The organism is Vreelandella zhuhanensis, assembly GCF_009793355.1.
Classification (GTDB): domain Bacteria; phylum Pseudomonadota; class Gammaproteobacteria; order Pseudomonadales; family Halomonadaceae; genus Vreelandella; species Vreelandella zhuhanensis.
This window is the reverse complement of record NZ_WTKP01000004.1, coordinates 321,482-334,594: the sequence shown is the minus strand read 5'-3', so window position 1 is coordinate 334,594 and position 13,113 is coordinate 321,482. Positions and strand designations below refer to the sequence as shown.

The 13,113-nt window shown below is 58.5% G+C and carries 11 protein-coding genes; 7 read left to right on the top strand and 4 right to left on the bottom strand.

Annotated elements, in window-relative coordinates; translation table 11 throughout:
• Positions 1–22: 22 nt before the first annotated feature.
• Both GPM19_RS07785 and GPM19_RS07780 read right to left on the bottom strand, forming a co-directional pair.
• Entirely contained in the window at positions 23–1,402 is a 1,380-nt protein-coding gene (locus GPM19_RS07785) for a trimethylamine monooxygenase (protein ID WP_160418465.1), read from the bottom strand.
• A 542-nt stretch (positions 1,403–1,944) separates the two neighbouring features.
• Positions 1,945–2,556 carry a DNA-3-methyladenine glycosylase family protein gene (locus tag GPM19_RS07780; RefSeq protein ID WP_160418464.1) on the bottom strand — a complete coding sequence of 204 codons (612 nt, stop codon included), beginning with the start codon at positions 2,554–2,556 and terminating at the stop codon, positions 1,945–1,947.
• A gap of 199 nt (positions 2,557–2,755) precedes the next feature.
• Between GPM19_RS07780 and gmk the strand changes: the two genes are divergently transcribed.
• From gmk to thpR, 5 genes are all read left to right on the top strand, one after another.
• Positions 2,756–3,388 (top strand): guanylate kinase, encoded by a 633-nt coding sequence (gmk, locus tag GPM19_RS07775; RefSeq protein ID WP_160418463.1) that lies wholly within the window; start codon positions 2,756–2,758, stop codon positions 3,386–3,388.
• Positions 3,389–3,467: 79 nt separating this feature from the next.
• Positions 3,468–3,728, top strand: a complete 261-nt coding sequence (gene rpoZ / locus GPM19_RS07770) for a DNA-directed RNA polymerase subunit omega (protein WP_114485411.1) — start codon at positions 3,468–3,470, stop codon at positions 3,726–3,728.
• Positions 3,729–3,750: 22 nt separating this feature from the next.
• Positions 3,751–5,886: a RelA/SpoT family protein gene (locus GPM19_RS07765; protein ID WP_160418462.1), complete on the top strand. Its 2,136-nt coding sequence runs from the start codon at positions 3,751–3,753 to the stop codon at positions 5,884–5,886.
• A gap of 43 nt (positions 5,887–5,929) precedes the next feature.
• Positions 5,930–6,319, top strand: a complete 390-nt coding sequence (locus tag GPM19_RS07760) for a RidA family protein (RefSeq protein WP_160418461.1) — start codon at positions 5,930–5,932, stop codon at positions 6,317–6,319.
• A gap of 5 nt (positions 6,320–6,324) precedes the next feature.
• Entirely contained in the window at positions 6,325–6,846 is a 522-nt protein-coding gene (gene thpR, locus GPM19_RS07755) for an RNA 2',3'-cyclic phosphodiesterase (protein ID WP_160418460.1), read from the top strand.
• 17 nt (positions 6,847–6,863) lie between these two features.
• Here the strand turns inward: thpR and GPM19_RS07750 are convergent, their stop codons facing one another.
• The gene (locus GPM19_RS07750; RefSeq protein WP_160418459.1) at positions 6,864–7,745 is read right to left on the bottom strand and encodes an SDR family oxidoreductase; all 882 of its coding nucleotides are present in this window, start codon (positions 7,743–7,745) and stop codon (positions 6,864–6,866) included.
• 124 nt (positions 7,746–7,869) lie between these two features.
• On the opposite strand from GPM19_RS07750, the gene GPM19_RS07745 reads away from it, so the two are divergent.
• Positions 7,870–8,802, top strand: coding sequence for a hydrogen peroxide-inducible genes activator (locus GPM19_RS07745; protein WP_160418458.1), 933 nt, complete (start codon positions 7,870–7,872; stop codon positions 8,800–8,802).
• Positions 8,799–10,880: an ATP-dependent DNA helicase RecG gene (gene recG / locus GPM19_RS07740; RefSeq protein ID WP_160418457.1), complete on the top strand. Its 2,082-nt coding sequence runs from the start codon at positions 8,799–8,801 to the stop codon at positions 10,878–10,880. Before GPM19_RS07745 ends, recG begins: the two co-directional genes overlap by 4 nt.
• Here recG and yccS read toward each other — a convergent pair.
• Entirely contained in the window at positions 10,871–13,105 is a 2,235-nt protein-coding gene (gene yccS / locus GPM19_RS07735; protein ID WP_202114740.1) for a YccS family putative transporter, read from the bottom strand. The two genes, recG and yccS, sit on opposite strands and share 10 nt — an antisense overlap.
• Between the last annotated feature and the right edge of the window lie 8 nt (positions 13,106–13,113).

Below are 13,113 nucleotides of genomic sequence, written 5' to 3'. Positions count from 1 at the left end.
GCTGCGGTGGCGAACGGCCTTCCTAGCGCACCGCGTCCAGGGCCAGATTCTCGACTTCCGGCTCTTCGCTGAGGAAGGTTTCCAGGGAATCGTCCATCGCCTGCATCCACGGTGTGTGGTGGACCGGGGCCAGGGTGCCAGTGAGGGTTGAGCGGTAGCTTTTATTGCGATAACCCAGAATGTCAGCTTCTTTATCGTGCTCCCATTGCTTGAAGATTTCTGCCACGCCCTCGACATCGAAGGCGGGGTAATCGGTAGGCTGCAACAGATCACGGATATAGGCGGCCTGGAAGTCGATTGCCTGGAATGGATTGTCGACTTTCTGTTCCCGGCTGATCCAGTCCGTGCTGTCGGCGGCCATGGCGGTTTCATCCGGCAAGATGATGCGGTCCAGCATGACGTCCCGCGCGTACCAGGCCTGGGCATCGAACATATTGAAGGTGTAGTACTGGTCCTGCATGCCCAGGAATACCAGCTTTGGGTTTTTCTCCAGAAAGATGCCCTTGTACAGGCCTTCTGGATAGAGCCGGTTATGGGTGTTCAGGGTTAGTTCGTCCGGCAGGAACGGGAAGTGGTGTTGGTAGCCGGTGCAGAGAATGATGGCATCCACCTCTTGGCTACTGCCGTCCTTGAAATAGGCCGTCTTGCCGACCACTTTAATGAGCAGTGGCTTTTCGGTAAAAGAGTCTGGCCAGTCGAAGCCCATAGCCTGGCTGCGGTAGCTGAAGGTGACCGATTCCGCGCCGTATTTGTGGCACTGGGTGCCGATGTCCTCGGCGGAGTAGCTGCTACCGATCAGCAGCAGGTCCTTGCCGGCGAATTCGCAGGCGTCGCGAAAGTCATGGGCATGCATGACGCGGCCCGGAAACTGGTTGAGCCCTTCAAAATAAGGTGCGTTAGGCGTAGAGAAATGGCCAGTGGCCACCACCACATAATCGAACTCTTCGGTACATAGCTCATCCTGCTTGAGGTCCCTTACGGTGACCGCAAACTTTCCGGTTTCTTCCGCGTAATCTACCCAGTGCACCGCGGTGTTGAAGCGAATGTACTGTCGCGCACCACTCTTCTCGACTCGCCCCATGATGTAGTCACGGAGCACCGCCCGGGGCGGGTAGGAGGGAATGGGCCGGCCGAAATGCTCTTCGAAGCTGTAGTCGGCAAATTCCAGGCATTCTTTGGGTCCATTGGACCAGAGGTAGCGATACATGCTGCCGTGCACGGGCTCACCGTAGGCATCAAGGCCGGTGCGCCAGGTGTAGTTCCACATTCCTCCTAGGTCACTCTGTTTTTCATAACAGACGATCTCGGGAATCTCGGTGCCGGCGAGGCGTGCCGCTTCAAAGGCACGGAGTTGGGCAAGTCCGCTGGGGCCGGCCCCAAGGATGGCAATTCGAAAACTCATAGTGTTTCTCTGTTGATCGTCTGAACGAGCGAGCGCTTGGCTGGTTCGACGAAAAAATAGTCGTGGCTGGTCACCGCCTTGCTAAGAACAGGACCCGATAACCCCTTGAAAGAGGTCCACGCAAAAGAGGTCCACGCAGGCGCGCGCCAAATACAGGATTAACTGCGGGCGTAAAAATAAACCAGAGGCTCCGTTTGCCAAGAAATTCAGGCAATTCGCTTCAGGGTAGAAAATCATCGTTCTAGCCGTGTTGGCTGTACTGCAAGATGTCGAAGCGTCGCCAGTAGGGGAAGCGCTCGAAGTCGTCGGGAAAGGCAGCGCGTTGCTGCTTTTTGATATGCTTCAGTAATTCAGAGCAGCTACCCTAACACAGAACTGATGTTCTTATGGGTTGTGAGTCAGCATCCGGCGGATCCTTGGCTGCAACGCCAGCAGGGCATTCGGACTGTTTAGGTCCAATCGGTCAGACCAATGACAGTCCGGGTTTTCAGATACTGAAACAGAGGTGTGGGGCACAAGGCTTCACGAAATGCTATTGATCCTTACAGCGGCTCACCGCGGTAGTAGTGCCACAGAAACAGCGAGCCCACGCTGCGCCAGGGGGCCCAGTGTTCCACCAGCTGGCGTGCCTGTTGGGGGGTGGGTTTATCGTCCATGCCTTTCAGGCGGCCCAGCGCCACTCGCAGGGCAAGGTCATCGGCGGGGAAGATATCGGTGCGCCTGAGCGAGAACATCAGGTAGATTTCCGCACTCCAGCGACCGAAGCCGCGTAGCTGGGTAATGGCCGCAATCACCTCGTCATCATTCAGTATGTCCAGTCCCTCGGCATCAAACACCTTTGTATGCACGGCGTCGGCCAGGCCTTTGACGTATTCCACCTTGCGCCAGGATAACCCCGCATCACGCAGGGCTTGACCGTCGACTTCGAGCACTGCTGAGGTAGTTATTTCCGGGATCAGCAGTTTTACGCGGCCCATGATGGCACGGGCGGCTTGCGTGGAAATCTGCTGGCTGACGATAGTCGAGAAAAACGTCGCAAAGCCTGGGTCGCGCTGGCGAGGTGACGGTGCGCCCACCAGCGGATAGGCGCGGGCGATATCCGGGTCGGCGAGTACCAGCGCCTGCATGCCGCGTTCGATAGCTACTGTGTGCATAACCTTTCCGGTTTGAAAAATGAAGGAGAATGAACGTTACGCATCGTTTATCCTTGGACGGTATGGAGGTATCACGGGAAAGACAAGCCCTACAGCTTGAGGGGAATAATGTGCGATACTGCGGGCTTTCCCGCAGCTGATCTGCTTTTCGTCGCCAATATTTTCACAAATACCTTCGCCAATACCAGGGAAGCGCTTCATGTCTCAAGGTACGCTTTTTATCGTTTCAGCCCCTTCGGGTGCCGGCAAGACCAGCCTGGTACGTGAATTGATCGAAAGCCTGGACGGGATACAGGTTTCCGTGTCCCATACCACCCGTGCGCAACGGCAAGGCGAAGTGAACGGGGTGAATTATCATTTCGTTGACGTGCCAGGCTTTGAGGCGATGATCGAGCGCGGTGAGTTTTTCGAGTATGCCAAGGTGTTCGACAACTATTACGGCACCTCGCGCCGCGCCGTGCAGACCATCCTGGATGCCGGTCAGGATGTGATTCTGGAAATCGACTGGCAGGGAGCACGCCAGGTACGTGCCCAGATGCCCGAAGCGGTGTCCATCTTTATTCTGCCGCCTTCGCGCAGTGAGTTGGAACGCCGCTTGGCCAGCCGGGGCACCGACGAGCACGCGGTGATTGCCCAGCGCATGCGTGAAGCCGTCAATGAAATGGCGCACTATGATGAGTACGCCTATCTGGTGGTTAACGATGACTTCACCACGGCACTGCAAGAACTTCAGTCCTTGGTGATCAGCCGCCGCTTGACGCTGGCGTGCATGCAATGTCATCACGCTCCTTTACTGGCTGCGCTCTTGTCACCCGAGCCCGGGGTCGAGTAATCTAGTCAGTTAACTACCCCATTGTTTACTGGGCTGGCCTATCGGGCCAGCCCGGTTTCGTCATTACAGGAAGGTCCCCATGGCACGTGTTACCGTCGAAGATTGTCTTGAGAACGTTGAAAACCGCTTTAAACTGGTGATGATTTCCACTCACCGTGCCCGTCAACTGGCGCGTGGCTCACGCGATGCCATGCTGCCTTGGGAAAACGACAAGGCCACGGTGATGGCTCTGCGCGAAATCGCAGCGGGACTGGTGAATCACACTATTCTCGACGAACCCGTCGAAGCACCGGTACGTACACGCCCGGCGTTGGCCCCCAGCGCGCACATCGACGAGTAACCTTACGACAGAGGCGCGGTGAATGTTTACCATTGATGACCTGGGTGATCGTCTCGGTGGCTATCTTCCCCAGGAAGAGATCCAGCAGGTCAAGCGCGCCTTCTATTACGCCGAGCAGGCTCATGATGGCCAGCGCAGGCGCTCGGGTGAGCCCTATGTCACCCATCCCCTGGCAGTCGCCAACATCCTCGCCAACATGCACATGGACCATCAGAGCCTGATGGCTGCCATGCTGCATGACGTGATTGAAGATACCGGGATTTCCAAGGAGGCCTTGGCCGAACAATTCGGCAAGCCAGTGGCGGAGCTGGTCGACGGCGTTTCCAAGCTGACCCAGATCACCTTCGAGGACAAGGCCGTCGCCCAGGCAGAAAATTTTCAGAAAATGGTACTGGCGATGTCTCGCGATATTCGCGTGATCATCGTCAAGCTTGCCGACCGCCTACACAACATGCGCACCCTGGGCGCCTTGCGCCCCGACAAAAAACGCCGCATTGCCCGGGAAACGCTGGAAATCTATGCACGTATCGCCGGGCGATTGGGCATCAATACCATTCGCGTGGAACTGGAAGACCTGTCGTTCCAGGCCATTCACCCGATGCGTGCCGAGCGCATCAAGCGGGCGGTATCCAGTGCGCGTGGCAACCGTCGCAGCGCCATTCGCGAAGTACAGAGCACCTTGCAGAAAAGCCTGGATGACGAACAGCTTGCGGGGACCGTGATCGGGCGGCAGAAGCATCTGTTGTCGATCTACAAGAAGATGCGCGACCAACGCAAGCCGTTCGCCGAGATCATGGATGTGTTCGGCTTTCGTATCATTACCCAAGACGTGGCCAGCTGTTATCGCATTCTCGGCATCGTGCACAATCGTTACAAGCCGGTGCCGGGGCGGTTCAAGGATTATATCGCCATTCCCAAGGCCAACGGCTATCAGAGCCTGCATACCACTCTGTTCGGCTCAGGCGGCATGCCTATCGAGGTACAGATACGCACCCGTGAAATGGAAGCCATGGCCAACAATGGGATTGCTGCGCATTGGCTCTACAAAGCCGGACAGACCACCCATCCTATCGCCGAAGGCAGCCGCGCCCGGGCGCGGGCCTGGGTCAAGGGGCTGTTGGAAATGCAGCGCCATGCGGGGGATTCGCTGGAGTTCATCGAGCACGTCAAGAACGATCTTTTCCCAGACGATATCTACGTATTCACGCCTAAGGGCGACATCATGGAACTGCCTCAGGGCGCCACGGTGATCGACTTCGCCTACAGCGTGCATACCGATATCGGCAACAACTGCATTGCTTGTCGTATCGACCGCCACCTGGCACCGCTTTCCACGCGTCTGGAAAGCGGCCAGACACTGGAAATCATTACCGCGCCCGGGGCACGGCCTAACCTGGCCTGGCTTAATTTCGTCACCACCGCCAAGGCGCGTTCCGCCATCCGTCATGCGCTCAAGCACCAACGCCAGGCAGAAGCCGGGCAACTGGGCCGCCGTTTGCTCAACAAGGCGTTGGCGGAGTTTGATACCAGTCTGGAAGAGCTGAGCGATGACGTCGTGCCCCGGCTTCTGGCCGAGCTGGAGCTTCCCAACGAAGAGGCGTTGCTGGAGTCGATCGGCCTCGGTACTCGTGTGTCTAAGGTGGTGGCCAGACGCCTGTTGAATATGGAGCAAGGCATGCCTTCCGGACAGGGTTCGGATATGCGTGAAGGACTGCGACCGTTCGTCATCAGTGGCAGTGAAGGCATGGTGATCAACTTCGCGCGTTGTTGTCATCCGTTGCCGGGCGATCCTGTGGTCGGCCATCTTTCGGTGGGTAAGGGAATCGTCGTTCACCGTGCGGAATGCCGCAATATTGCCGAGCACAAGAATGATCCCGACAAGCTGTTTACTCTTGAATGGTCCGATGAGATCAATGAGGACTTCCCGGTAGGGCTGCGCATTGAAATCGAGAGTCGTCGCGGCCTGGTGGCTGAACTGGCGGGGCTGGTGACCGATGCCGATGCCAATATCGAGCATATCGGTATCGAGGAACGCGACGTGCGCTTGTCCACGGTTCATCTTACCTTGGCAGTAAAAGGTCGTGTGCATTTGGCGAGGATCATCAAGCGTATCCGTAATATGCCTAACGTGGAAAAGATTACTCGCGTTGTGAATTAGGCGCTATTTCAAAGACCTTCTCAAAGACTTTCAAGGAGTTAACATGAGCAACAAGGCTGTTATCAATACTGCCAAAGCCCCTGCGGCCATTGGTCCTTATTCTCAGGCCATCAAGGCCGGTAACACCGTCTATCTGTCTGGCCAGATTCCGCTTGATCCCGCCACGATGGAACTGGTTTCCGAGGACTTCGAAGCTCAGGCACGTCAAGTGTTCATGAATATGCAGGCGGTCTGTGAAGAAGCCGCCGGTTCATTGAGTGACATCGTCAAGCTCAACCTCTATCTGGTCGATCTGGACAACTTCGCCATCGTCAATCGCGTTATGGAGGAGTTTTTCTCCTCACCTTTTCCGGCGCGTGCGGCGGTGGGCATCAAGGCACTGCCCAAGGGCAGCCAGGTTGAGGCGGAAGCCGTCATGGTCATCGGTGACTAATCAGGATGCGACTGTTTCTGGCCTTGGTGCCTCCGCCCGAGCTGCGTAAGCGGTTCAAGCAACTTGCCGGTATCGCCCACGCCCGTTGCGGCGGGCGGCGTATTCCTGAGCCGAGTATGCACCTTACGCTGGCTTTTATCGGTGAGGTGGAAAAGGCACGCGCTGTGGAACTTGGGTTCTGGGTTCAGGGACTTTCGATTGAACCGGGCCGCTGGCGTCTGGACAGTTGGGGCAGCTTTCGAGGGCCTCGCATTGTTTGGGTGGGTGGCCAACGCCCTGATTCTGCGTTGACACACTTGCACCAACGGCTATGGGATGCGCTTGAAAGCCGCGGTATCCAAGGACGTCCCGTCGACTATCTACCGCATGTCACACTGTTGCGGCGAGCCAACTCTCTGGAAACCACGCCACTGCCCGAATTCGAGCTTGAGTGGCACTATCACCGGCTTGAGCTTGTGCACTCGGTTACCGATGAACGGGGCGCTTGCTATTCGACCCTGGCCCACTCGAAATCGACTATTGATTGAGTGGCGTTGGGCTGTCGTCAGGCTTTTTCGGAAGTCAGGAAATCGCCTTTCTCAAGCACCTGGCGATAGCCTTCGCGAAACGTCGGGTAGCTGAATGTATAACCGGATTCACGAATACGGCGGTTGTCACAGCGCTTGCTGACTCGCCGACGCAAGGGCGACTGCATGGTGTCGGACGCTTCCACCTTGAGTTGTTGCGCCAGCCAGAGCATGACGTTGTGCAGGGTAACGGGCTCGTTGTCACTGCCCAGATAAAGCGAGGCCACATCCTGGTGGTTTTCCTGGCGCTCGATCAAGTGCGCGAGAATACCGGCGCAGTCGTCGCGATGAATACGGTTGGAGTAGATCACCGGCGTGACCGGCGAGAGCCGGCCTTCCGCTACCTGATGAATCAAACGGTCACGACCCGGCCCGTAAATCCCGGAAAAGCGCACCACCGTGCCGGGCAACGAATGGTTCAACAAGGCCTGCTCGGCCTGACACATCAAGTTGCCGGAAAAGCTGGTGGGGTCCGTGGGGCTCTCCTCGTTGACCACTTCGCCTTCCTGCTGGCCGTAAACACTGGTCGAGGAGACGAAGAACACGCGCTTAGGTGGCGTAGCCTGTTGCTCGAGGATGGAGAGGACGCGTTTCAACCCTTCTGGATAGGCGCTCTGATAAGCGCTTTCCTCGAAGCGGTCGGCACTCACGGCGTAAATCACATAATCGGCGTGGGGCAAGGCGGTGGGCTTGCTGGTATCCAGCGCATCGAGATCCAGCGCTAGGGGCTTGATCCCGGTCTTCTGCAAGGCTTGGGTATTACGGCGTACCCCGATGACGCGATGGCCTTGCGCCACCAGTTGTTTACCCAAGTGGGTACCGATATCGCCACAGCCGATAATTAATGTGGTTAGCTTCACCTTACTTGCTCCCTTGATAAATATTCCCTATCAGATGCAAAGTCTGTATCAGACATCATGTCTTCATCAGGCTTGACCTGCTAACGTCGGTGCTTGCTAAGCGAGGACGCCATTTGGCACTGCTATGACTCTAACAGAACTCCGCTATATCGTAACCTTAGCTCAAGAACAGCATTTCGGCCGTGCGGCGGAACGTTGTCATGTCTCGCAGCCTACCCTGTCGGTGGCGGTGAAAAAGCTTGAAGAAGAGCTGGGCACCCCGCTTTTTGAGCGTTCCAAGTCCACGGTGCAAGTCACCCCTTTGGGTGAAAAAATCATTATTCAGGCGCAACGGGTGCTGGAGGAAAGCAGCGCCATCTATGAGCTGGCCAGTGCGGGCAAGGACCAACTGGCCAACCCGCTGCGCATCGGTGCGATTTATACCATCGGCCCGTATCTTTTCCCCCATTTGATCCCGGCGCTGGCCAGAGCCGCTCCGCAAATGCCGCTTTACATCGAAGAAGGCATGACCGGAAACCTGCGGCGCAAGCTGAGAAGTGGCGAGCTGGATGTGATCATCATTGCCTTGCCGTTCACCGAGACCGATGTGGTGACCAAGCCGATTTACGATGAAACTTTCGAAGTGCTGATGCCTGCCAATCATCGCTGGGTGGAACGCCAGACCATTAACAAGGAAAACCTGCTGGAAGATCGCCTGTTGTTGCTGGGAGAGGGTCATTGCTTTCGCGATCAGATACTCGAGGCCTGTCCGGCGATTACCCAAAAGCTCAATAGCCCCACCAACACCCTGATTGCCGAAGGGGGATCGCTTGAAACCATTCGCCATATGGTGGCCTCCGGTCTGGGTATTACCGTGCTGCCGCAATCGGCATTGGGCACCGAGCAGTATGAAAACGCCATGCTGGTGAGCCGGCCGTTTGCCGAGCCTTCACCGTCGCGTACCGTGGCGATCGCCTGGCGAGCGAGCTTTCCCCGGCCCAAGGCCATTGATGCCTTGGCCAATGCGATTGCGCATTGTCGTCAACCCAAAAAGACCACCACCTCGGCGCTGGCATGAATTCCCTTCAGGCGCCGGTCACCTCACTCAAGGGCGTTGGTGACGCCCTGGCGCTGAAACTGGCGCGCCTGCGCCTGGAAACGGTCGCCGACCTGCTGTTTCATCTGCCGCTGCGTTATCAGGACCGTACGCGTATTACGCCAATCGGTATGTTGAAGGCCGGGCAGGAGGCGGTGGTGGAAGGGGAGGTGACCGCCTGCGATGTGGTCAAGGGGCGCAGGCGCAGCCTCCTGGTGCGCCTGCGCGATGGCGCCGGTATTCTCAGTCTGCGGTTCTTTCACTTTTCCCCCGCCCAGCAGCAGCAGTTGCGCCCGGGTGCTCAGGTGCGGGCCTTCGGTGAAGCCCGCGCCGGTGCCACGGGGCTGGAAATGTATCACCCGGAATATCGCCTGACGGGCAATGCCGAACCGCCGGTGGAGGAATATTTCACGCCGGTCTATCCCACCACCGAAGGATTGAATCAACCACGGTTGCGGGCCTTGGTTCAACAAGCATTGGCACTGCTGGAAGCTGAGCCTCAGGCCTTGCCGGACATGATTCCCGAGCCGCTTCGCGAGCGTTTTCGCCTGCCTGAACTGCAGCGATGTTTGCATCTTCTGCATCAGCCGCCGCCGGATACCGACCTTTCGAGACTCGCCAGCGGCCATCACCCCGCGACCCGGCGCCTGGCACTGGAAGAGTTGCTGGCCCATCAACTCAGCCTGCGAGAGGTAAGGCGGCGTATCCAGGCGGATGGCGCCCCGGTATTGCCGTCGGGGCGTAATCTTCAGGCGCGCTTTCTGACGCAATTGCCTTTTTCGCTGACCGGTGCCCAGCGTCGCGTCCTGGATGAAATCGCCCATGACCTGGCATGTCCTGCGCCCATGCTGCGCCTGGTGCAAGGCGATGTGGGGTCGGGCAAGACCGTGGTGGCGGCGATGGCGGCGCTTTCCGCGCTGTCAGGCAACTGCCAGGCGGCGATCATGGCCCCCACGGAAATTCTCGCCGAGCAGCATTACCGCAACTTTTGTGCCTGGTTCGAGCCCCTGGGGATCGACGTTGCCTGGCTTGCCGGCAAGCTCAAGGGCAAGGCGCGGCTGGACGCCAAGGCGGCGATTGCCGACGGGCGCGCCCGAATGGTGGTGGGCACCCATGCGTTGTTTCAGGGCGATGTGCATTTCCACCGTCTGGGTCTGGCGATTATCGACGAGCAACACCGCTTCGGCGTTCACCAGCGCCTGGCGTTGCGCGAAAAGGGTGAAGCCGGGGGGCTGACGCCGCATCAATTGATCATGACCGCCACGCCCATTCCGCGCACCCTGGCGATGAGCGCCTACGCCGATCTGGATGTCTCGGTGATCGATGAACTACCGCCGGGGCGTACCCCGGTCAAAACCGTGGTGGTGCCGGATGAACGCCGCCCTGACGTGGTCGAGCGCATTCGCAACGCTTGCAGCGAAGGTCGCCAGGCGTACTGGGTGTGTACCCTGATCGAAGAATCCGAGGTTCTGCAATGCCAGGCTGCGGAAGCCACGCTTGAGGAACTGACCCAGGGCCTTCCCGAGCTTGTCATCGGCTTGGTGCATGGGCGCATGAAGGCGGCCGAAAAAGCCGCGGTGATGGAAGCGTTCAAGGTGGGCGAGGTGGATCTGCTGGTGGCGACCACCGTGATCGAAGTGGGGGTGGACGTGCCCAATGCCAGCTTGATGATCATCGAAAATCCCGAGCGGCTGGGGCTTTCCCAGCTGCATCAGTTGCGTGGCCGAGTGGGCCGGGGAAGTACCGAAAGCTTCTGTGTGCTGCTTTATCATCCGCCCCTCACCAACGGTACCCGCAAGCGGCTAGGGGTGATGCGCGAAACCACCGATGGTTTTCGTATCGCCGAAAAGGACCTGGAAATACGCGGCCCCGGCGAAGTGCTGGGTACCCGTCAGACAGGCCTTGCCCAGATGAAAGTCGCCGACCTGGAACGCGATGCTGACCTCCTGGATCAGGTGAGCGCGCTGGCCCGGGCAATGCAGGCGCAGGCGCCGGAGGCTGCCCCGGTGCTGATTCGCCGCTGGCTGGGAGAGGAAGCAGGGCGCTACGGTCAGGTGTGAGAGGTGTCGAGGTCGGGTGAGGGGTTGGCTTCTGGCTTGAGAATCAAGCGATTTGCCGCATCGCTTAGCGGGATCAGTTGGCGGCAAATCAAGCGGAGTTGGCTCTGCACCGGTCGATAGGCGACAACTGCCTGGTTCTTGTCTGGAGAAGGCGTCCGGGGCGGCTCGCCATCCAGCTGTACCAGCAACGTTTCCACATCTCCTTCCAGCGTTCTGATGGGTTGACGATGCAACAGCTGATCGGCGCAGTACGCCAGTAGCTCGTCGATGCGCCGTGCCACCGGTATCAGGGTGGCCTTGTCTTCCTCTTGGGTAAGACGATGACGGTGGGCGCCCAGCGCTGAGAGATAACTCAGCAGGGTATGATCCAACACCAGAAAACGAAGGCCGTCGTCGGCATCGTGTTTACGATAATGCCCGGGTTCATGCAGCATATTGGTGAGCATGGTAGACAGGGCGGCATCGGCGTTATGGGCGTCACGTCGCGCCAACCGATAGGCCAGATCATCCTGCTTGCCGGCTTCGTATTGATGAATGATCTCTTCCAGATAACGCCGGTTGGCGTTCAAGGCATCCGCCGCCTGACGATACAGGCGCCGCCCCTGCCAATCGGGAAGGATGAAGAACACCGCAAGACCAGCGATCGCGGCGCCCAGCAGGGTGTCGAACAAACGCGGCCAGATCAGATCGAAACCGCTGCCTACCTGATTGAAACTGCACAGTACCAGCAGGGTGATCGAAGCCGTCGCGATGATGTAGTGTTCCTCGCGGTTGGCGAAAAACGCGACACCGGCGATCAATGCAATCAAGCTCTGGGCCAGCGGATGGGGAAACAGCGTGATCGAGGCCCAGCCGGCGACCAGCCCGAGCACGGTGCCGATGATGCGTTGAGTGAAAAAACGCCGGGTGGCGGCGAAATTAGGTCGGCACACGAACAGGGTGGTCAGCAGTATCCAGAAGCCTTGTTCGGGATCGATCAGGCGCATCAAGCCGTAGCCTGCCAACAGAGCGATTGAAAGGCGCAGCGCGTGGCGGAAGGTCGGCGAACTCAGCGTCAGGTTCAGCCGAATGCGCTCCCAAGCATCGCTCAGGCTGGAAGGTGAACGGTCGAACAGGCCCTCATTACGTCGGGTGTCGCTGACATCGGGGTTATGCGCGGTGGCCAGCTGTTCTTCGAGGGTGGCGAGGTTATCGGCCAGTGCCTCCAGCGGAAACAGCAGCTCGCGCCAGCGTGGCTCACGCATGGCATGCAGATTGTCGATCGAAGCGCGCAGATCCAGGAGGGCTTGTTCGCTCTGGCGATGATCGAAAGGGCGGTTGAGCAGCAGCGCCTTGCCCAGACGCTTGCAGGCCAGCCCTTGTTGGTCGAGCAGCCGCTGGCAGCGAAACAGAACGTCGTGATGAAAAAAGGCTTCGGTCAGGGCGGCGTAAGGGTAGTGGGTTGAGCTTGCCCGTTCGTGAATGTCCTGGGCGGCGAAGTAAATGCGCAGATAACGGTTGAGCTTGTGGTCACCGCGCTGGCCTTCGAGACGGCGAAAGATCATCTCCTTGGCCTGGTTGAGTGCCTCGACCACCTGGCCGTTCTGGCGCGCCAGGGCCAGGCGTCGCCCTTCGATATCCACATCGCGGAGTGGTTCGAGCAGCGCCGATTTGAGGATCAGATACTTGCCCAGTTCCTTATAGACCCGCGCCATGCTTTGCTTGAGGGGCTGGCGTTCGAACAGCGCACACCACACTACCGAAATCACGCCATACCAGGCCGCGCCGGCAAGCAGCAGCAATGGCTGACGCCAGGGAGTTTCCTCGGGCACGCCGCCATGATGTTCGATATTGATCATCGAATAGATGGAGAGAATCAGGGTGCCGGCGGCGATGGTGGCGAAGCGTTGCCCAATCGCCCCCAGCATGATCAGAGTGAACGTTGCCGCTCCCAACCCAAGGGCGAATAACCAGGGCCAAGGGTAGAGCCATTGCACGCTTAGCGAGGCAATCGCAAAGCATCCAAGTGTCACCAATAATGCCTGGAGCCGCCCTTGCCAGCTGTCGTCAGTTTCCGAAAGGGCACTGGCGCTGATCCCCAGAAATAGTGGAATCACCAGTGCTGCCTCGTCCAACGCCCAGCCCAGCGTGATGATACCGCTAAACGCCAGGAAAACCCGCAGGCTGTAGGCGAACTTGTCGAGCGTCCAGAGACGCCGCAAGGACAATGAGAGCGAAATCGACATGCTAGTTA